The sequence below is a fragment of the Candidatus Kuenenia sp. genome, from assembly GCF_039794105.1.
Taxonomy (GTDB): Bacteria; Planctomycetota; Brocadiia; order Brocadiales; family Brocadiaceae; genus Kuenenia.
Map to the genome: position 1 here is coordinate 1 of NZ_JBDIWA010000005.1, position 19985 is coordinate 19985.

A 19985-nucleotide genomic window follows, 5' to 3' on the forward strand; every position below is an offset into this window, starting at 1 on the left:
TTATTACTTCCACCTCATCAGGATTGTCTACCTTTTTGAGCGTTACTCCATCACGGCCTTTTTGCCCGCCTGCCTTCCTTTCACCCTTCGCCTTGCTTTCTCTCTTGCGATTCGGATCTCTTGAGGGCGGCTTGCTGCTGTTGCGGCTGTTCCGGTTCAGACGTCTTGCCAGCAGTGTTATCAACAATACCAACAACTCTATCATTGACCTCACCGCCGGTGACAGCCCTTTCTCTTCAGAAAGTAGCTTCTCTACTTTCCGGAGTGTTGCGTCTACGTCTATATTCTCTATAGTCAATGGATGATACCTGTATAATTAGCCTGAAATTATCTACTGCATCTATTATACCTCAGGTTTTTTCACCCTTTTCTTTCGCTCTATAACACACCACAAAGGCTCGAAATTCTATTACTGAACAGACCTCACGCCTCTCTTTGCAAAAGACTTCCTATGGACACTGCGGTGACCGCATCTGCAACCCTATATGTCGCTAACCATACTTGCTGCCTGCTTTTCTCATATTATCTGTCAAGTAAATTCTAAATTATTTTCGCTGAATAGATACAAAACGAGAAAAAGTCTGAAAGCGGACATGGTTTCATTACTTTTTCCATGCGAAGCCGGAGCTTGGGAACAGTCCACAGTCCACAGTCCACAGCCTACAATCCACAATCTGTAATCTGTAATCTGTAATTTGCCGACTGCCGACTGCCGACTGTAGATTGTAGATTGTAGATTGTTTACCTCAACTTATTGAGAAGTTCCCTATTTTCTCCCATGCCTATAAAAAACGGGTTGACCAGATTTTCCTTATTATATTTCAAAGACATATTGGTTTCTGCATCCATTATTTTCCCATTGCTCTGCTCTACAATTGCTTGTCCTGCCGCCGTATCCCATTCCATTGTTGGGCCAAACCTTGGGTAAATATCCGCCTTGCCTTCAGCCAAAAGGCAGAATTTCAGAGAACTCCCGGCGGAGATGATTTCAATTTTCCGCCCTTCACCATGCAAACTTTCCACAAATTTTGAAAATTGCTCCGAAGGATGTGACCGGCTCCCGATAACCGTCAGATGAACTCCGTCTTCGTCCGGGGAACGATTGTTTTCGATATTCTTTTTATGAGTATGGCGTGATGGCAATCTTTCCGAACTATCAACAAGTTCTTTTAATGATAAAACATTTGCTATGCCTTGATAGTTTTCCCGCCTATATGCCCCTAGTCCTTCGCATGCAAAATAAAGAACATCCGTGACCGGTACATAGATACAACCTAAAACAGGCCTGTTTTTATGGATAAGAGCGATATTTACGGTAAATTCGCCGTTTCTCTTGATAAACTCCTTGGTACCGTCAAGCGGATCAACCAACCAAAAAGATCCCCATGATCTCCTCTCGCTATAGGGTATCTCCTTCCCTTCCTCACTTAATACAGGCAGTGAGGCGACGGCATTGGCATTGCCGGAATTATTGCCGGTAGTCAGGGTTTTCAACTCTTTTGTAATAATTTCGTGCGAATGCTTGTCTGCCAGCGTCAAAGGAGATGTATCGTCTTTGTGTTCAACTGCAAAATCGGTATTGTACACTTCTAAGATTGCGCTGCCCGCTTTACCGGCGGCGGAAAGAGCGGTGAAAAGATGTTGGGAGTATTTTATAGTGTTCATAGTCTTTTATGAAAAGTAAGATTTGTAAGTTGTAAATTATATATAACGACATATGTTCCCAATAGCCGGCCATTCATGGCTTCGCACAGTCCACAATCCTCAATCTGCAATTTGCCGACTGTAGATTGCAGATTGCAGATTGCCAATAGGATGTTTCTTCAATACCATTTACATATCAAAACGGGTTTTGTTTTGCTGCCGACAGTGCCATCGCCCAATTGACCGAAATCATTTCTGCCCCACCCCCATAAACTGCCATCGTTTTTAAGCACAACATTGTGGTATTCTCCGCATGCTATTGCAACAACACCAGTTATCTCGTTTACCAAAACAGGGCGATAGGCAGGCAATGTAACTTCTTTTGCAGTAAGGGTCACTCCGAGGGTGCCAAATTCCCAAACCTTGCCTTCAATGGTAAGTGCAAGGCTGTGATTCCCTTTAGCAGCTATTTCAATGATATCCCGTACTTCAGATAGTTTAACAGGTGTGTTTCTGTTTGTAGTTGTTCCATCGCCCAATTGACTCAAGCCGTTTGAACCCCATGCCCGGATTGTGCCATCGGCTTTCAATGCAAGGCTGAAATCGCCTCCACCCTTCACTGCAATGATGCCGCGAAGATTGCTTACCTGGACAGGGCTGTACCTGTTGGTATCGCTTCCATCACCCAATTGTTCCATGTTGTTTGAGCCCCATGCCCACAGTGACCCGTCAGATTTAATGGCAAGGCTGTGATACCCCCCTGCGCTAATAGCAACAATATTGTTTAGTCCCGGTATCCGGATGGGAATCTGCTGGTTTTTAGTATCGCCAATGCCGAGCTGTCCCTTATCATTAATGCCCCATGTCCACACCGTTCCATCGGATTTTAGCGCCAGATTGTGTTGTCCCCCGCAGGAAATGGCGATAATGCCGCTTAATTCTTTTGTTTTAACAGGAATATTGTTGCTTTTATAGGAACCGTCTCCTAATTGGCCCGCCCAATTTCCTCCCCATGCCCACACTGTTCCATCGGATTTTAAAGCAAGGCTGTGCCACGCTCCTCCATCGATTGCAATAATACTGCTAAGGTGTTTTACCTGCACAGGGGAATGTTTGTTTTTGATGGCGCCGTCACCAAGTTGGCCGTATTCATTTTTTCCCCATGACCAGACAGAGCCGTCTGGTTTTAGCGCAAGGGTATGAAATGCGCCAGCCGCTATTTTGGGCGCAACCTGAACAGCAAAGGAAGTTTTGACCGCAAGTGTTGAAACGAGAAACACAACAACCAGGCACAAAAACAGTTTACATACGGAGAAGATAAAATGGGAAAAAATGTTTCTCATAATCGTATTCCTTTTAAATAAAATTCATTGCAAGGGTGGCACGGACAAACTCTGTTTGTCCGTGCCACCCTTGTTGATCGAAAATATGTGTCTCAATTTTCATAACACTTTAGTTTTTTGAAAAAAATCTGCCGATAGGGATAGGATTTGTAGTGCGACGAACCTCGTCGCACTACATTGTTGGAATTTTTCAAAAAACTAAAGTGTTACCTTTATTTAATCCTCCCAAAATGTTTCAGATAGATCAATGCGCACAAATCGTAAACTAAGTGTATTTGTATGGGGATAAGCAGACTTTGTAAATAGTAACATAAAAATCCGATATATATACTCATTAAAAATGCAATAACAAAATATGCCGGTGAGATAAAGTGGAGCAGCCCAAAAATCACGCTTGCTGCAAAAATGCCAAGCTTATTTTGCAGTACTCCACGAAACAGCAATTCTTCGGAAAATCCTGCTAAAAGAGAAATTATACACATATCAGGGATCGTTAAATGAGAAAACAGGGGTTTTAGGTGATGCAGTATCGTTTGCCTCAGTGAATTTACAAAAGGACTCTTCCCCGATTTTTCCGAAATAAGAAGCACAAACAGAGAGAAAGGAATAGCAGCCCCAATAGTGCCAATGAGAGCATCACGTAAAATATTTTCAGTCAGAGGCAACAATTGAATTCTTAGATATTTTGCAAGAATCAGCGCCAACAGTAATGCAAAACCCTCTGTAATAAAAATAAATAATAATAATTTTGATCTTTTCATTTCATAATCACTCGTGCAAAAGCAGGGGCGAAGCATTTGCCCATTTGGGTATGAATGCATTTATGACAATTTACAGCAAATGCTTCGCCCCTACACTACCTTTGCCCTGTTTCTGTTAATGTCATTCCACCATAATTTACTGTCAGATACAACATTTCTTGCCTGTGATGTTTTTCTAAAAATAGATTCATTTGACTATGCATTGCGTGCAAACACCGTCAATAGTCGGGAGACGACCCCTATACCTAACCAGATAACGCGGGCGAAAAGTATTATATTAAGAAAAGATAGTATGAGAAAATGTTCTTTCATCCATGGATACATATCAGCCAGGACAAATCGTTCGACCCTGTCTTCCATGTCCTCGTTTCTGTTGACAAAGAGTATATTTTCAGAAACCTTTTCCCTTGACACATTTATAACCATTGCGTGGTGAAAACAGCCATATTTACTCTTTTTGAGGTGTGCGCCACCGCCTCCGGTAACCAGATACACGGTATGTCCTTTCTTTATCCTTGCATACCCATGATAATCACCTGTTATTACATAATCTGCCTGCACCCTTTTCACCAATGAGATGAACTCCTCTGCACCTTCAAATTCTCTGGCGTCGATTTGAGAAGATACCGGAGGCGGGATATGTGAAAACACAAATATCTTCCGGTATCGTGATGAAGCGTCTTCTGAAATGAATTTTTCCAGGAACTGCAAACTCTCTTTCGTGGAATAGGGTTTGTCCAGAATACGGAGGAAGATAAAGAGGCTTCCCTGATATTCAAAGGAGAAAATACTAGGCCCATAGACCTCCTCAAACCTCGATATTGGGAAGGTATTCACATCAACGTCGTGATTTCCCATAAGGAAAAATGATGGAAAGGGAAATGCAAATTCGGTGGCAAACTCCGCCTTGAAATAACGATGCTCTCCTTCTGTGCCCCTACGCACAAAATCTCCGAGAAAGACAACAAACGATAAGGGTTCTTCGCGTAGTTCCCTGGCAATCTTCTCAAAGGTGCCAGCACTTTTAGTATCGCCAATAACGGCAAACCGGAATTCTTCTTTCGGTTTTTCCCTTGTCAATTCTTCTCTGACGTGCAAAAAATTTCCGGATAGCGGAAGCAGCTCCTCGTGTCCTTTAAAGTGATACCAGAGCATGGCGTATACTTCAAAACCAAGAAATAATAGCATGAGAAAAATGAATAAAATACTTACCCATGGAGAGAACCACTTTGGAAAGATCGTAGGTATTCTCATTAATTTAACGTTTAGGAATTTCAATGTTGTAGGACGAAGCGATTGCTTCGTTACGAGTGAAATGGCACTTCGCTCTACATGGAAAAGTCGCCGGAGGCCTAATTTATTGATTGAATTTATTGATTTCTGTCATCAAAAGAGCAAGATCGTTTTGAGATGACGCAAAGAATCTTTTTTTGTCTGCTATTTCCTGATCTGTTCTTCCGTATATGCGGAGTTGTGTCCCCAATGTCCTTTTTCCATAAATTCCTCACCATGGTCGCCCGTAATGATAACAATGGTTTTTTCAAGCAGTTGATTTGATTCCAAATAGTGTATTATCCTGCCGAGTTGTGAATCAAGATGATGGCAAGAGTTGATGTAACGGTTTTTGATAAGCGTTATATCATTTTCAAGATCCATCCTGGCATAGTTCATGTCTTTAAGAAAGGGGGTTTTGATGATCGACTCTTCCGGAAACAGGATGACGATTATTGCCAAAAATATAAAATATTATACAGAAGCAGTCACATGAAAATCCTTTTTATTCGCAGATTTCGCAGGCCAGCACAGATAAAAAACAATGTAGGGGCGAAGCATTTGCTATAAATTGTCATAAATGCATTCATACCCAAACGGGCAAATGTTTCGCCCCTACTTTTTCAAAAAACTAAATTGTTACAACAAACCTGATTTTAGAAATTTAGCGGTAGTAACCAGGGTGCATCTTGCAATACGCACCTGCGTAGGCGTTACAAATAGATAGCAATGGGAATGCCATGTGCTTCCGGAAAGACAGGATGAAGATATACTTTATGTGTTTAATGACGTGTTGTTACAACTTTAAAAACCTTTTACTCATACATCGCAGAATAGGTTTATGGATACAAAACCTTGTAATATTTACATTGGATATTGGTAATTTTTACAAGCATACGAGCATACGGGAGTGACTGATTCAAACGTATAGAAATTTCAATATTTTTGTAGAGACGCATTGCATGCGCCTGGAAACTGCTGCGCGTAAAGAGAATGTTGACCCAAAAAAGAGACGCATGCAATGCGTCTCTACATTTTACGTTTAGGTTGTCTTTTAAAATCCAACCTAATTTATATTCGTTTATCATGACCTTGGCGTTGCCGTGGCGTAGAATGCTTTTAACTTGCATTCACCAACATGTTATGATATACAGTTGTGAACATTTTCTTTACGTATTTTGAAGAGTTACCGTTTAATAAAAAGGAAGTATTGCTATCCAGAAAAATGTACTGGATGTTTCTCATCCGTGGTTCTACCTTGTATTTTTTGTTGCGGGATTAGTGGTAGGGAGCTTTCTAAATGTCTGTATCTATCGAATCCCGAAGAATAAATCCTTGATATATCCCCGCTCATTTTGCCCGCACTGCAAGGCATCAATCAATTGGTTTGATAATATTCCTGTTATTAGTTACCTGCTTCTGTTGGGGTGTTGCCGGGCGTGCAAAAACAGGTTATCAATACGCTATCCGCTCGTAGAATTGCTGACAGGTTGTGCTTTTTTACAACTGTATTATATTTTTATTGTATGCCGAAGTGAATCTTTCTGTGTGTTTTTTGTATATCTGGCTCTTTGTTGTGCGCTGATAATATCGGCCTTTGTTGATCTTGAACTACGCATAATTCCCAACGAAATCACCTTCATTGGTATTCCGGTCTTTGCTGTTTTAAGTATTGTTTGTCCCGACCTGCACCACGCACACAATACATTGAGAAGATTTACCTTAATTGACATACACCGGCTAGACTCGTTTATTGCCTCGCTCATCGGCATTTTTACCGGAGGCGGACTCATTTTCCTATGTGGTGTGATGGGAAAATTTCTTTTTAAAAAAGATGCTATGGGTTTTGGTGATGTAAAACTTATGGGCATGATTGGCGCTGTTGCAGGCTGGAAGCTGGCGGTGGCGGTATTTTTTGTTGCGCCGTTTTTCGGGCTCCTGATGGCAATCCCCGTATTTGTATTTAAAAAAAGCCACTTGATCCCTTACGGGCCGTTTTTATCGCTGGCTGCTTTGGTATGCATCTGCTTTCAGGATTATTTTATAGGGCAAATCAATTTATATATATTGGTATTCCGCGTTCTTTTTAATGGTTTTCCCGCTTAAAAAAGCGGTATTTATCCTGTCAAGCACCTATAGTCAAACAAATCTGATTTTTGAAAAGTAGGGGCAAACATCACTATATTATTGGAATTTTCAAAAAACTAAAGTGTTACCAAAAAGAATGTATTTTTATAATGAGAAACTGCTTTGCGGTTTTCTGTATCCCTTAATTTCTAACGGCATTGCTCGTGAAAGGAGAGAAAGAAGATGGTAAAAAAGGTTGGATTAATGCGGGGTATTTGTCTTTTGGGAATGTTCGGAATGTTTGCGGCGGGAACAGGGTGTGGCGAACTTAAGCAATTACGGGTTGAAAATCAGCAGTTGAGCCAGAGCCTTGCTAGTCTGCAGCAGGAAAACTCTAACCTTTCGGTGATGGCAAGCAGGTATGAAAGCGAACTAAACAGGCTTGAAAATTCGAGAAGTGATCTTGAGTCAAAGCTGGCAGGCACAGGGGCAATCACAAAAATAAAGGACGGCTCTGTTTCTATTGTATTGCCAGGCGCAATACTCTTTGACCCGGGACAAACGAAATTACGTGAACAGTCAAAGGCGACTTTGAAAAAAATAGCCGGAATATTGAAAACCGATATTGCAAATGAAATGGTAAGAATAGAAGGACATACGGATAGTGACCCTATTCAAAAACAAAAAGATAAATACTCTTCGAACTGGGAACTGTCAACCGCAAGGGCAAACTCTGTTTTGCATTATTTGGTAGATGAATGCGGCATCTCACCTACAAGGGTATATATTGCCGGGTTTGGACAATTTCAGCCCATTGCGGACAATAAAACAAAGGCAGGCAAGGCGCAAAACCGCCGCGTAGAGTTTGTTATTATTAGCGGGGGTGGCTGAAACGCACTGCATGATTACCGTTGTCGATTATGGAATGGGGAACCTTCGCAGCGTAGAGAAAGGGTTCGAACGGTTTGGTTTTGATGTCAAGGTAAGCGGCAATCCAAACGATATCAAACATACTGACAAGCTAGTGCTGCCGGGGGTAGGTGCCTTCAAGGACGCCATAATCGGATTACAGCAGCGGGGGTTAATAGAACCCATCATTGAATTTGTCCGGCGAGGGAAACCCTTTCTAGGCATATGTCTCGGACTTCAGTTGTTGTTTTCACGAAGTTATGAAGATGGAGAGTACATGGGGCTGGATATCATCCCAGGCAAGGTGATTCGATTTGATTTTTCCGGCAGACAAACGAATGAAAAATTAAAGATTCCCCACATGGGCTGGAATCAGATTGATATTGTCAGGCAGGATAATCCCCTCCTGAAAAACGTTCCTTGTAACTCGTACATGTATTTTGTGCACTCGTACTATGTATGCCCGGAAGATAAAAATGTTGTTGCCACGGAAACGGATTACGGTATGCGATTTACTTCAATGATATGGCACAAAAACATTTTTGCCTCCCAATTTCATCCTGAAAAGAGTCAAAAATACGGACTTGCCATACTTGAAAATTTTGGGAATTTATAGTGTAGGGCGAATCATTTGCCATAAATTGTTATAACTGCGTTCATACCCAAACTGGCAAATGCTTCGCCCCTACCTGGCCTGTACGTGTTTGTTTGAGTTTTTTTAACCTTTAAACATCTTACCTTATCCTATGATTATTTTTCCGGCAATCGATTTAAAAGGCGGGAAATGTGTGCGATTAACCCAGGGGAAAAAAGACGAAGAAACCGTCTTTTCCGATGACCCTGTCGATATGGCGAAATCGTGGGAAGATCAGGGGGCACAGTATCTGCATGTGGTTGACCTTGACGGGGCATTTGATGGGCTTCCGAAAAATCTTTCCATTGTAGAACAAATTGTCAATAACATAAACATTCCCATCGAATTCGGCGGTGGTTTAAGGACCACCGAATCAGTAAAATCTGTGCTTGGCCTCGGTGCGGAAAGGGTAATAATAGGAACAAAGGCCATCGATTCCCCATCATGGGTTGAAGAGCTTTGTTCCCTGTTTCCCGGGCGTGTCGCTGTTGGCATTGACGCGAAAAACGGCAAAGTTGCCGTGCAGGGATGGACGTCTCTCAGTGAAAAAACTGCCATAGATTTCGCGATAGCGGTGGAAAAGTATTCACCGTGCGCTATTATTTATACTGATATTTCAAGGGACGGGATGCTTCAGGGACCAAACATTGAAAGCCTGAAGGAACTTTTATCATCTATAAAAACCCCGGTAATTGCTTCCGGGGGAATATCCTCGCTCAAAGATATTGAAAACCTCTGTCAATTGCCAATAGAAGGTATGATAGTGGGAAAGGCGCTCTACACGGGACACATCAAATTCTCAGAGGCGAAGCAATTGTGCGATTCGATTTGCCTGAAGAAATAATACGCCACTGAACTTCGATTCATCCTGCAAGCCGGTTGAGGCACGAAACCCAACAGTTCGGTAAATACCGCAAACAGTTTGCTAAAATAATATAAAACAAAAATGCAAGACCTTTTGACAATTAAAGAAGCCAGTGAATGGGCGACAAACTACCTGAAAAAAAATGTAACGACTTCAAATATTTCTTACTTAATACAATACGGAAGGATTAAAAAGATTGGAGACAATGGAACGGTACAGGTTTCCAGACAGGACTTAATAAATTACTACAAATATTTCAATGGCAAACGAGAAATTTCCTGGAAAGACCGGCTAGGTGACGACTTAAATTGGGCTTTATCATTTGACCAATACAAAGAGGCAGAAACAACCAAACATGTTCACCGGCTTCATCCTTACAAGGGCAAATTCATTCCTCAACTTGTAGAGTATTTTCTTGACGACCACACCGACAATTTCAAAACAGAGATATATTTTAAAAAAGGTGATATTATTCTGGACCCTTTTTCCGGTAGCGGCACGACAATGGTTCAATGTTGCGAACTTGGAATGCATGCAATCGGTATTGATGTTTTCAGCATTCAATGCTCTTATTGCAAATTGTAAAGTAACCAAATACAACTTGATTAATGTCCAAACAGAAATTAACCGCATCACAAAAGCATTAAAAGAATTCCTTTTCAATTCACAGACTTTGGAGTTTGAAGAAAAACTGTTACAAGCACTTTACGAATTCAACAACAAATATTTCCCTATTCCTGAATATAAATACCGTTTACGACAAGGCGAGATTGACGAAGCACAATATGGAGCAGAAAAAGAAAAAGAGTTTTTGCCTGTTTACAATAAACTTCTTAAACAATACGAGCTGAAACTCCGCCAGGAAAAATCCGACACGTTTCTTGGCAAATGGTATTCTCAACATATCCGGGAAGAAATTGAATTCGTATTCAATGAAATTAAGAAAATCAAAAACATTGACACCAAAAAAATTATCAGTGTAATTCTAAGCCGGACAATTCGAAGTTGCAGAGCAACTACCCATGCGGACCTTGCGACTCTTGTCGAACCAGTGACAGCTACTTATTATTGTGCGAAACACGGCAAAATATGTAAACCACTTTTCTCCATCTTAAAATGGTGGGAAACATATACTAAGGATACTGTTAAACGCATTGCACAGTTTGACAAATTAAGAACACAAACTTTCCAGGTTTGCCTGACCGGAGATAGCAAGACTATAAACATAATTGAAGAGTTACAAAAGAAAAATACTGCTTTTGCAGAATTAGCCAGGAAGCAAAAAATCAAAGGTATCTTTTCTTCACCTCCTTATGTAGGGCTGATTGATTACCATGAGCAAAGAATCCTGGCCAAAAATAGATTACACCGTACAGATGTCCTATGCCCGGAAAATAGGCTTGGGAAGCATGGATTATGAGCTGGTAAATTGTGAATAGGAAATGTTCCTACATATCCAAATTACAAAAAATGGTCAATAGATTTTAAACGACGAACTTTTTACGTTGGACTTCATTTCTGTTCAACTCGCAACCTTGACTCTCTTTAAAGAATTAAGAAAAGAAACACGGGTAGGAAACTTTTCAATGAAAACATATAAAGTAGCTTTAACAAGAACATATTTGGTTTCTATAAAAGCAGAAAATGAAGAACAAGCGAAAAGGCTTTCAGAATTTTATCTTGGAGATTGCCCTGATCGTTCTAACATTAAAGATCGGTTAAAAAAGAAATTTATAATTGAAGATATTGAAATGATATATAATGAGGCGGAAGAAGTTTTAGATGTAGAGGACTAGATAGAAGATCAATAGTATAATAAAAATTATTATAAAATAAAACTATATGGCTCGATGTTATATGGGAATAAATGATTTCATTAATAAGATAATATATGGTGATATAAGAGAGAAATTGCTGCAAATACCCTCTAACAGTGTTGATCTGATAGTTACTTCTCCTCCTTATGCAGATAAAAGGAAGATTATTTACAATACTATTCCAGCAGAAAAATATGTTGAGTGGTTTATGCCTATAACAGATGAATTGAAAAGAATACTAAATGATAACGGTTCATTTATCTTAAATATTAAAGAAAAAGCTGAAAACGGTGAAAGACATACCTATGTATTAGAATTAATCTTAGAAATGAAAAAACAAGGTTGGCTCTGGGTGGAAGAATACATTTGGCATAAAAAAAATTGTTATCCTGGAAAATGGCCAAATAGATTTAGAGATGCTTGGGAGCGCTGTCTTCACTTTACGAAGCAAAAAAAATTTAAAATGTTTCAAGAATCAGTAATGATACCTATTGGTGATTGGGTAGAAGAAAGGCTAAAAAATTTGAGCGAAAGAGATAAAATGAGGTTTGAGTCAAGATCAAAAAGTGGTTTTGGTAAAAACATTTCAAATTGGTTAAATCGTGACAAAGTTTATCCCACTAATGTATTACATCTGGCTACAGAATGCTCAAATAAAAATCACAGCGCAACTTTCCCAGTAGCATTACCTTGTTGGTTTATAAAGTTGTTTACAGAAGAAGGAGATGTTGTTTTAGACCCATTTATCGGCTCAGGGACTACAGCAATTGCCTGTCTCCAGCTAAACAGGAAATACATAGGGATTGAAATTAAAGAAGAGTATTATAAATTAGCCATAGAACGAATTAAAAATACGCAATATGAACTATGATGAAAAAGATTTAATCGTATATTTGTGTAAGAAGATATCTGGTATTGGAGATAAAACTGCATCCGCCATATCTGTTTATTTAGAAAAGCTATCTAATCTATTCGAAAACATAGAAAAGCTAAATGATCTACGAAAAGTCAGCGGAAAGAATTTATTAGATCCAAAACAAATTAAAGAATTATCAATCATTTTAACCGAATATTTTCCCCAAAAGATGTTAGATATAAGATATGCATGGATTTCAGTTTTAATAAGGGATTTTGTTAAAAATAGTATTAGAGAAATTAAAGAAACTACATTGGATACTCTTTTAATAAATCCATTCTTAATAAAAGCATTCGGATTTGATGACCATTGTGAGGTTGTAACTTTTTATTTTTATCAGAAAGTCACAAGATCTATTGTTACTTCATGGGGTTTTATTGTAGAAGGAGTTTTATTATGCAGTGGTGCAGAAAAATCAGATTTAGAAGGTTTTGACATTATGATAACTCGAGAAGAAAAAGAATACCACTTCCAGGTTAAAAGTAGTCCAAATACTATGAGTATTGAGCAAGTACGGCAATTAAATGCTCATATTCAAAAAATCAAGGATATATCGAAACAGGTTCCAATGTTAGGAATGACTTATGGAAAACGTGAGCAAATTAATACACAGATACAATCTACATTAATAGGTTATCCTAAATCAGCAATAATTGGTAAAGAGTTCTGGGATTTCATAGCAAAGGAAGAAGGATATTGCAAGAAAATCTTGAACTGGATAAACGAAGTTATGAAATTACAACCAACAAATTTTTCTGAAACTTTAGAAGAAAAAAAATTATCCTTAATAAAAGACTGGGAAAATAGTTGGGGAAAAGGAAAAATATCTATAGACAATGTCTTAAAAAATTATTTATAAGAAATAACGATGTCATACCTTCTTTACAAATGTCGGTATGATGGACCATCCAAACGACTTTTTTATTGGAGAAGAATACTGGAACTTATTGGGAGGCAACAAGACTTTTCATGAATTACTTGACGTATTTGATAAAGTGGGTAAAGAATTTAAAGCAAAACTTCAGGAAAAGTTCAAACAAGTTGCAAAAGATAAATTAGATTCCTACTAATTTCATCTGCTTGTTCCAAAGCTACTGTTTAGGAACAAGAAACAATTCCTTTCGCCCTTTCAGGGCTAATAACGGTATTCTCCATTTTCAGGGGGCTTCACCCCCTGCTATACGCTTTCGCCCCTTTGGGGCTATGTTCGGTAATATTCTCCATCAGCTACGCTGAATAGTTACACAGTTCAACCTTCCCAGCAAGGCAAATCATTTATTTGTAAAAACGGCCTTCCCATCCTGCATATCTACCATGATTTCCGAGCCGTCGGGGAATTTACCCCCCAAAATTTCCATAGAAAGCGGGTTTTCGATGAGCTGCTGGATGGTGCGCTTTAAAGGCCGTGCGCCAAAATGCGGGTCATACCCTTCTTCGATCAATGTCTCTTTTACCCGGTCTGTGACGGTCAGTTTAAGGTTGTTTCTGGCGAGGCGCTTTCGAAGGTCGTTCAATTGTATGTCGGCAATCTGTTTGATTCGTTCTTTGGAGAGACTGTGAAAGACTATTGTTTCATCGATGCGGTTTAGGAATTCAGGGCGAAAGGTCTCTTTCAGCGCCTGCTTTACCTCTCTTTTCAGTGCTTCTTCATTTTCAGGGCCGGTTAAATCCTGTATCCACTGGCTTGCGATGTTTGAGGTCATTACAATGATGGTATTCTTAAAATCAACGGTTCTGCCGTGTCCGTCAGTGAGCCGTCCATCATCAAAAACCTGAAGCAAGACGTTAAATACATCCCGGTGTGCCTTTTCAATTTCATCGAATAACACCACGGCATAGGGTCTTCTTCTTATCGCCTCAGTTAGTCTTCCGCCTTCTTCGTATCCCACATAACCCGGTGGAGCGCCTATAAGCCGTGCAACTGAGTGTTGTTCCATGAATTCAGACATGTCGATACGAACCATTGCCTCTTCGTTATCAAACAAAAAGGCTGCCAACGCCTTGCAAAGCTCCGTTTTCCCAACGCCGGTAGGGCCAAGAAACAGGAAGGTGCCAATAGGCCGGTTCGGATCCTGAAGTCCGGCGCGTGCACGCCGGATGCCGTTCGACATGGCGGAAATTGCCTCTTCCTGGCCAACTACCCTCTCTTTCAGCCTTTCTTCCATCTTTAATAGTTTTTCCTTTTCACTTTCCAGCATACGTGTTACGGGAATTCCAGTCCATTTGGCGACTACCATGGCAATATCATCCTCCCCCACCTCCTCGCTCAGGAGGGATTTGGATTTTTGCAGTTCCTGCAATTCAAGGTGCTTTTCCTTTAATTTTTTTTCGCATTCAATAATACGTCCATAGCGTATCTCAGCAACCTTTTCTAAATTCCCTTCCCTTTGGGCTGCTTGCTCCTCAATGCGCGCCTGGTCTATCTTTGCGTTAATGTCCTGTATTTCCCTGATAACCTTTTTTTCGTTTTCCCAGTGTGCCCGGAAAGCCCTGGATTCTTCTTTCAGGTCGGATAATTGTCTTTCAATTTTCTCCATGCGTTGTTTAGAAGCTTCGTCTTTTTCTTTTTTTAAAGCTTCTTTTTCTATTTCCAATTGCAGGATCTTGCGCTCGATCTCATCTAGCTCAACCGGCATGCTGTCGATTTCTATCCTCAATTTTGACGCTGCTTCATCGATAAGATCTATTGCCTTGTCCGGTAGAAATCTGTCCGATATATACCGGCTGGAAAGAGTCGCTGCGGCAATAATAGCTGAATCTGTTATGCGCACTCCGTGATGCACTTCGTATCGTTCTTTTAGTCCGCGCAGGATTGCAATAGTGTCTTCAACGGTAGGTTCTCCCACATATACTTGCTGGAACCGCCGTTCCAGGGCGGCGTCTTTTTCAATGTGTTTTCTGTATTCATCAAGAGTGGTGGCACCCACGCAACGCAGTTCTCCGCGCGCCAATGCCGGTTTGAGGAGGTTGGAAGCGTCCATTGCCCCTTCTGCGTCTCCTGCCCCAACCACGGTATGCAATTCATCAATAAAAAGTATTATCTGCCCTTCCTTCTCGCTTATCTCTTTAAGCACTGCTTTAAGGCGGTCTTCAAACTCTCCTCGGTATTTCGCGCCGGCGATAAGCGCTCCCATATCGAGCGACATTACCCGTTTGTTTTTTAAGCTTTCGGGGATATCTCCGTTTACAATGCGCTGGGCAAGCCCTTCGACGATGGCGGTTTTTCCCACGCCTGGCTCGCCGATGAGAACGGGATTATTTTTTGTCCTTCGTGACAACACCTGTATTACCCTGCGAATTTCGTCATCACGGCCAATAACGGGGTCAAGCTTTCCTCTTTGTGCCAGAGCAACCAGATCTTTGCTGTATCGTTCAAGGGCACGGTATTTGTCCTCCGGAGTCTGGTCGGTGACTCTCTGGCTGCCCCGGATTTCTTTTAAAGTTTTGAGAATATTTTCCCGGTCAATGCCTGCCTCGTTTAATATTTTGCCAGCGGAGGTATTTTTTTGCCGTACCAGCGCCAGCAGCATATGTTCGGTGCTTAGGTACTCGTCCTTCAGCTTGCCGGCTTCTTCCCACGCGAAGTTTATCATATCGCGCAGTTCCGCGCTCACGTATGCCTGCCCCGGCGCTCCTGAACCGCTTATTTGCGGAAGCTTGTTAACGGCCTCCATTGTTTTATCAAGAACAATATTTGCATCCACGCCTAATTTTTGCAGGAGAGGAACCACGATGCCCTGCTCCTGCGTCAATAAAACCTCCAATACGTGCGCAGAAAGGATTTGCTGCTGCCTCTTTGATTCGGCTAATTCCTGGGCTTCCTGTATGGCTTCCTGCGCTTTTATGGTAAACTTATCAAGTCTCATAGTCTTACTTTCAAAAAATTAATTATTACAGAATGTTATTAAATACGAATTCGTATGGTACAACCCTTCCACCCTAACCCATCCAAGTCAGAATTAAACAAGCACGAGATAAAAAATACGAAATACGAAGCACGAAATACGAAACAAATTCCAAAATACAAAATCCCAATGAAAAAAACCGGGTTTTGAACATTTGAAAATTGAAATTTAGAATTTGTTTCGTATTTCGTACTTCGTATTTCGTGCTTCCAAAAAGGGTTGGGGATGGTGGACAATGCTTTTACAACACGTCGGACATGGTGTACATACCGGGGTTTTTTTTTGCAATAATCTTTGCCGTATAAACTGCGCCCCGCGCAAACGTATCTCTTGTGTGTGCCTTATGGGTAATCTCTAATCGTTCTCCAAGCCCGCCAAAAACTACCGTATGGTCGCCAATGACGTCTCCGCTCCTGACTGCGTGTATGCCTATTTGGTTTGAAGGGCGTTCACCGATGATCCCCTGGCGGCCATAGATAATGTTTTTTTCCTTATCCAGTCCGGTTGCATCGCATATTTTTTCTGCCAGTCTCAGCGCTGTACCGCTAGGGGAATCTTTTTTATGTCTGTGGTGTGTTTCAATAATTTCAATGTCAAAATCCTTGCCCAGTATTTTTGCCATTTGGGCGGCAACAGAAAACATTACGTTTACCCCCAGGCTCATGTTTGGTGAAATCAGGCAGGGGATTTTTTTTGATATTTCCAGCAATTTTTCATGATGCAGGGGGGTTAGTCCGGTAGTGCCTGTTACAAACGCAACGTTTTTTTTCGCGCAGCATTCCGCAATATTGACGGCAGATTCAGGCGATGAAAAATCTATCAGCACATCTGCGGGATTTTCCATTGCAGTTGAAATTTTCAGCCCTGATTCTCCAATACCGGCCACCAGCCCGATGTCTTTGCCAATGGACACATGCCCCGGGTGTTCCAGCGCCGCAGTTAAATCAGATTCTTTATCTTCGAGGATAAGGGCACAAATCCTTGTTCCCATTCTGCCGCATGCGCCATTTACCGCAATCTTAATCAATGTTTGTTCCTTTTATATTTTTTGCTGGCGGTCTTGAGGATGTTTCTTTCCCGCCATGTTAAATTATGCAACCCTTCACGATTCACCTTGTCAAGGATTTCATCCACCTTTTCACGCAACTCCATGTCTTTTTTCAGTTCTTTTTCCTGTTGACGTATTTGGCATCGTTTTAAATAATCAACAGCACGGCTTGAGTACCGTACGAACAAAAACCCGTACACAAGCCCCCCCAGATGGGCAAAATGCGCAATATTGCCTCCCCTTGGCGCAATACAATTAAATACCGTGATGGATGCAAATATCATTACCAGATACTTCGCCCTGATAGGAAAGAAATAAAAAATAACCATGCTATTGGGGAAATACATCGCGAAGGCGACTTCTATCGCGAAAATTGCACCGGACGCCCCGAGGATAGGAACTTTTGGCGTAAAGATACAACAGCATATCCCCGCGAAGATTCCCGCGGTAAAGTAAAGTGTCAGGAATTTCTTTGGGCCAAGAACCTTTTCAACCTCGCTGCCAAACATCCAGAGCACCAGCATATTAAAGATCAAGTGCCAGGGGTCTGTTGTACTATGCAAAAACATATACGAAAAAAACTGCCAGAACCACAAATTCCCTATAGCATCCGGCGGATAGAGCCAGAACATTTTTGTGAATTTATCTGAAGCGGGATAATGCCACGGCAGGGCTGGAGCCTCTGATAATGAGTTAACCGGAAGGGGGGGCAACTGGGGGCTTATCGTGGAAAATAGTAATTGGAACATGAACACCCCGACATTGGCGACGATTAGCATCATAACCAGGCGGGTCCATTTGCTGCCAATATTTAATCCGAAAGGATTTCTCCCGTAATACATTATGCCCGATCTCTCATAAAACGTTAAACGAAGTTAATTAAATTATAGTAAGCCCTATCCTGAAAAAAGTCAAGAATTGATGACAATACCAAAGACGCCTATCTGTTAAGATTTATTATACGCAAAAAGTTTTTGGTAAATACATATGCCGCCGATAAGAAGTATGCCATTCGCACCCCATAAAACAGGCACAACGGGCAATAATGTATCATCTGCAAGCACTGAACCTGTTACCATCAGGGGGTAATAAATAAACAAGATAATCATAAAACTTACTCCAAACCCTATTATAAGGTGAGAACTCCGTAGCTTAATGCCCAATGGAATGCCAATAACAATAAAACTTAAACAGGAAAGCGCCTGTGAGATTCTTTTGTGTATGGAAATATCGTTTTTGCGTCTTAATTTCTTTTTTAACGCCACCGTCAGGTCACTTTCAAAGCTGGTAATTTTTCTCAACAAAACAGATATGTCCTTTTCTGTCTCTTCAAGCGATTTTGAGAGTGTGGCTATGTTATGTGTTTCACTATTTTGTATCTCACGTGTTTCAATCATTCTTTGTGATATAAGGTTAATCCGCTGTTTTTCCCTTTCTATTGTTTCTTTTATTTCCAGCAATTTTACATCGATATCATCAGCGATGTAATACCCTGCTTTATTTTCCCTTTTTAACTGCATCAGATTTTCGGTTGCGACAAGTATATAATTATTTGCCAGCTTACTCTCGTTTGCCAGTCCATCAATCTTTGATTTCTGCCGTTCCAGATTTTGTTTTGATTTTTTTAATTCGGATTCAAGGTGTTTTTGTTTTTTATTTAATTGCTGCAACTGATTTTGGTGTTCAGCCAGTTTTCTTGATGCTTCAGCCCGTGCCTCTTCAAAATTGGCGGGAATTTCCTTACTGTTTGCCAGTTCCCGGTCAATTTCATTGTTGTATTTAAAGAGCTGGAATATCGTCATATGCTTGGTGGAAAAGTCTGTCTTGCCTTTTCCCATGGGAATTTCAAATGTGGTTTCCGCAAACACGCCTAAACGCGGAACATCTTCAGCTTTTTTGTAGTTTGGTTTGATAAATTCCCCCTTGCGTAGCGTAAGGAAAATTGTGTGTTTTTCGTTATTCACCTCGATACTGCCTTCTTCCGCAAGGATGATATCCGTAACATAATCATCCGCATACTGAATAACGGTGATGTCTTTGTTGACATTGTCTACAACATTTCCAATGTATATTTGATACGGCTCCATGAGTACCTTTTTTTGGAAGGTTGCTAATCTGCCGGCGAGGATATTGTTTATCGCCCTTTCTTGTAATAATTTTATCTGGTAAAGGGATCTTGGCAAAATTTCCGCCGATAGCACCAGCGTAAAAAAGCTGAAAATAATGCCTATTACCAAAACCGGAGTAATTATCTTCCGTAAATGGACGCCGCTTGCTTGTATGGCGATAATTTCTCTGTCGGCGCTCAATCTTCCATACGTTAAGGTTGTAGCGGTAAGCAATGCCGAAGGAATGGAATAAGGCGCCACCTGGATAAACATATGAGGGATGAGCGCTTTTAGGGCTATAATATCAAGCCCTTTGTGTAATATCTGAATTACAAACCCTAAGAACATTAGGATTTCAAAGCACAAAAAAGAAGGCCAGAATGTTTGAAACCATTCTCGTATAACGTAGCGTTGTAATATATTATTAGCAAACATTTTCTGCATTTCTATTCTTGTGCCGGATCTAAATGTATTGTTTTTTTAATTTTATCAGCAATCTCAATGCTTTCAATCGATTTTAATTGTTTTATAGTTTCGCTACATCGTTCCGGTTAATCTGCGGTCAGACCTAAGGCCACTGCTCTCTAAGATAGGAGTATAGGTTTATTCCGTCGATATGAAAATAAAATTACGGTAAATGTCTTGACGTGTATTTTTATTTTTCGTGAAAATTTATTTGAAAAACCTTCTGGAGTG

18 protein-coding genes and 1 pseudogene are annotated in these 19985 nt (G+C 40.7%); 9 read left to right on the top strand and 10 right to left on the bottom strand.

From position 1 onward, the window contains the following. From ABJL82_RS04410 to ABJL82_RS04435, 6 genes are all read right to left on the bottom strand, one after another. Positions 1-298: DUF6444 domain-containing protein (locus tag ABJL82_RS04410; RefSeq protein WP_347273513.1), on the bottom strand; the 298-nt coding region annotated here is incomplete at its 3' end. 443 nt (positions 299-741) lie between these two features. Beyond that, a complete protein-coding gene (locus ABJL82_RS04415; RefSeq protein ID WP_347273514.1) occupies positions 742-1665 on the bottom strand; it encodes a 3'(2'),5'-bisphosphate nucleotidase CysQ in 924 nt (307 codons plus the stop codon). 158 nt (positions 1666-1823) lie between these two features. After that, entirely contained in the window at positions 1824-2987 is a 1164-nt protein-coding gene (locus ABJL82_RS04420; RefSeq protein ID WP_347273515.1) for an RCC1 repeat- and reductase domain-containing protein, read from the bottom strand. 212 nt (positions 2988-3199) lie between these two features. Continuing rightward, positions 3200-3748, bottom strand: a complete 549-nt coding sequence (locus tag ABJL82_RS04425; protein ID WP_347273516.1) for a CPBP family intramembrane glutamic endopeptidase — start codon at positions 3746-3748, stop codon at positions 3200-3202. Positions 3749-3943: 195 nt separating this feature from the next. Then, on the bottom strand, positions 3944-5002 hold the full coding sequence (locus ABJL82_RS04430; protein ID WP_347273517.1) for a metallophosphoesterase: 1059 nt from the start codon (positions 5000-5002) through the stop codon (positions 3944-3946). Between the two features lie 183 nt (positions 5003-5185). After that, a complete protein-coding gene (locus ABJL82_RS04435) occupies positions 5186-5482 on the bottom strand; it encodes a sulfatase-like hydrolase/transferase (protein WP_347273518.1) in 297 nt (98 codons plus the stop codon). Positions 5483-6568: 1086 nt separating this feature from the next. Between ABJL82_RS04435 and ABJL82_RS04440 the strand changes: the two genes are divergently transcribed. From ABJL82_RS04440 to ABJL82_RS04480, 9 genes and pseudogenes are all read left to right on the top strand, one after another. Further along, the gene (locus ABJL82_RS04440; RefSeq protein ID WP_347273519.1) at positions 6569-7126 is read left to right on the top strand and encodes an A24 family peptidase; all 558 of its coding nucleotides are present in this window, start codon (positions 6569-6571) and stop codon (positions 7124-7126) included. Between the two features lie 204 nt (positions 7127-7330). After that, positions 7331-7978, top strand: coding sequence for an OmpA family protein (locus tag ABJL82_RS04445; RefSeq protein ID WP_347273520.1), 648 nt, complete (start codon positions 7331-7333; stop codon positions 7976-7978). 10 nt (positions 7979-7988) lie between these two features. After that, a complete protein-coding gene (gene hisH / locus ABJL82_RS04450) occupies positions 7989-8612 on the top strand; it encodes an imidazole glycerol phosphate synthase subunit HisH (RefSeq protein WP_347273521.1) in 624 nt (207 codons plus the stop codon). A gap of 130 nt (positions 8613-8742) precedes the next feature. Continuing rightward, complete coding sequence (gene hisA / locus ABJL82_RS04455) at positions 8743-9474, top strand: 1-(5-phosphoribosyl)-5-[(5-phosphoribosylamino)methylideneamino]imidazole-4-carboxamide isomerase (protein WP_347273522.1); 732 nt, start codon at positions 8743-8745, stop codon at positions 9472-9474. 102 nt (positions 9475-9576) lie between these two features. Next, a pseudogene (locus ABJL82_RS04460) lies at positions 9577-10837 on the top strand (DNA methyltransferase); the annotation flags it as partial. 244 nt (positions 10838-11081) lie between these two features. After that, a complete protein-coding gene (locus tag ABJL82_RS04465; RefSeq protein ID WP_347273523.1) occupies positions 11082-11291 on the top strand; it encodes a hypothetical protein in 210 nt (69 codons plus the stop codon). Between the two features lie 61 nt (positions 11292-11352). Continuing rightward, positions 11353-12183: a site-specific DNA-methyltransferase gene (locus ABJL82_RS04470; RefSeq protein WP_347273524.1), complete on the top strand. Its 831-nt coding sequence runs from the start codon at positions 11353-11355 to the stop codon at positions 12181-12183. Beyond that, a complete protein-coding gene (locus ABJL82_RS04475; RefSeq protein ID WP_347273525.1) occupies positions 12173-13087 on the top strand; it encodes a PmeII family type II restriction endonuclease in 915 nt (304 codons plus the stop codon). Before ABJL82_RS04470 ends, ABJL82_RS04475 begins: the two co-directional genes overlap by 11 nt. A gap of 37 nt (positions 13088-13124) precedes the next feature. After that, a complete protein-coding gene (locus tag ABJL82_RS04480; RefSeq protein ID WP_347273526.1) occupies positions 13125-13298 on the top strand; it encodes a TdeIII family type II restriction endonuclease in 174 nt (57 codons plus the stop codon). Between the two features lie 201 nt (positions 13299-13499). Here the strand turns inward: ABJL82_RS04480 and clpB are convergent, their stop codons facing one another. From clpB to ABJL82_RS04500, 4 genes are all read right to left on the bottom strand, one after another. Then, entirely contained in the window at positions 13500-16094 is a 2595-nt protein-coding gene (gene clpB / locus ABJL82_RS04485; protein WP_347273527.1) for an ATP-dependent chaperone ClpB, read from the bottom strand. A gap of 280 nt (positions 16095-16374) precedes the next feature. Further along, positions 16375-17160, bottom strand: a complete 786-nt coding sequence (gene dapB / locus ABJL82_RS04490) for a 4-hydroxy-tetrahydrodipicolinate reductase (protein ID WP_347273528.1) — start codon at positions 17158-17160, stop codon at positions 16375-16377. Next, positions 17157-18023 (bottom strand): rhomboid family intramembrane serine protease, encoded by an 867-nt coding sequence (locus tag ABJL82_RS04495; RefSeq protein WP_347273529.1) that lies wholly within the window; start codon positions 18021-18023, stop codon positions 17157-17159. The genes dapB and ABJL82_RS04495 overlap by 4 nt, the downstream gene beginning before the upstream one ends. A gap of 105 nt (positions 18024-18128) precedes the next feature. After that, a complete protein-coding gene (locus ABJL82_RS04500) occupies positions 18129-19733 on the bottom strand; it encodes an LptF/LptG family permease (protein WP_347273530.1) in 1605 nt (534 codons plus the stop codon). Positions 19734-19985 lie beyond the last annotated feature (252 nt).

Excerpts from the sequence above, each read along its gene's own strand:
- ABJL82_RS04415 (WP_347273514.1), bottom strand. The coding sequence starts at position 1,665 with ATGAACACTATAAAATACTCCCAACATCTTTTCACCGCTCTTTCCGCC.
- ABJL82_RS04420 (WP_347273515.1), bottom strand. The coding sequence starts at position 2,987 with ATGAGAAACATTTTTTCCCATTTTATCTTCTCCGTATGTAAACTGTTT.
- ABJL82_RS04425 (WP_347273516.1), bottom strand. The coding sequence starts at position 3,748 with ATGAAAAGATCAAAATTATTATTATTTATTTTTATTACAGAGGGTTTT.
- ABJL82_RS04430 (WP_347273517.1), bottom strand. The coding sequence starts at position 5,002 with ATGAGAATACCTACGATCTTTCCAAAGTGGTTCTCTCCATGGGTAAGT.
- ABJL82_RS04445 (WP_347273520.1), top strand. The coding sequence starts at position 7,331 with ATGGTAAAAAAGGTTGGATTAATGCGGGGTATTTGTCTTTTGGGAATG.
- hisH (WP_347273521.1), top strand. The coding sequence starts at position 7,989 with ATGATTACCGTTGTCGATTATGGAATGGGGAACCTTCGCAGCGTAGAG.
- hisA (WP_347273522.1), top strand. The coding sequence starts at position 8,743 with ATGATTATTTTTCCGGCAATCGATTTAAAAGGCGGGAAATGTGTGCGA.
- ABJL82_RS04465 (WP_347273523.1), top strand. The coding sequence starts at position 11,082 with ATGAAAACATATAAAGTAGCTTTAACAAGAACATATTTGGTTTCTATA.
- ABJL82_RS04470 (WP_347273524.1), top strand. The coding sequence starts at position 11,353 with ATGGGAATAAATGATTTCATTAATAAGATAATATATGGTGATATAAGA.
- ABJL82_RS04475 (WP_347273525.1), top strand. The coding sequence starts at position 12,173 with ATGAACTATGATGAAAAAGATTTAATCGTATATTTGTGTAAGAAGATA.
- ABJL82_RS04480 (WP_347273526.1), top strand. The coding sequence starts at position 13,125 with ATGATGGACCATCCAAACGACTTTTTTATTGGAGAAGAATACTGGAAC.
- clpB (WP_347273527.1), bottom strand. The coding sequence starts at position 16,094 with ATGAGACTTGATAAGTTTACCATAAAAGCGCAGGAAGCCATACAGGAA.
- ABJL82_RS04495 (WP_347273529.1), bottom strand. The coding sequence starts at position 18,023 with ATGTATTACGGGAGAAATCCTTTCGGATTAAATATTGGCAGCAAATGG.
- ABJL82_RS04500 (WP_347273530.1), bottom strand. The coding sequence starts at position 19,733 with ATGCAGAAAATGTTTGCTAATAATATATTACAACGCTACGTTATACGA.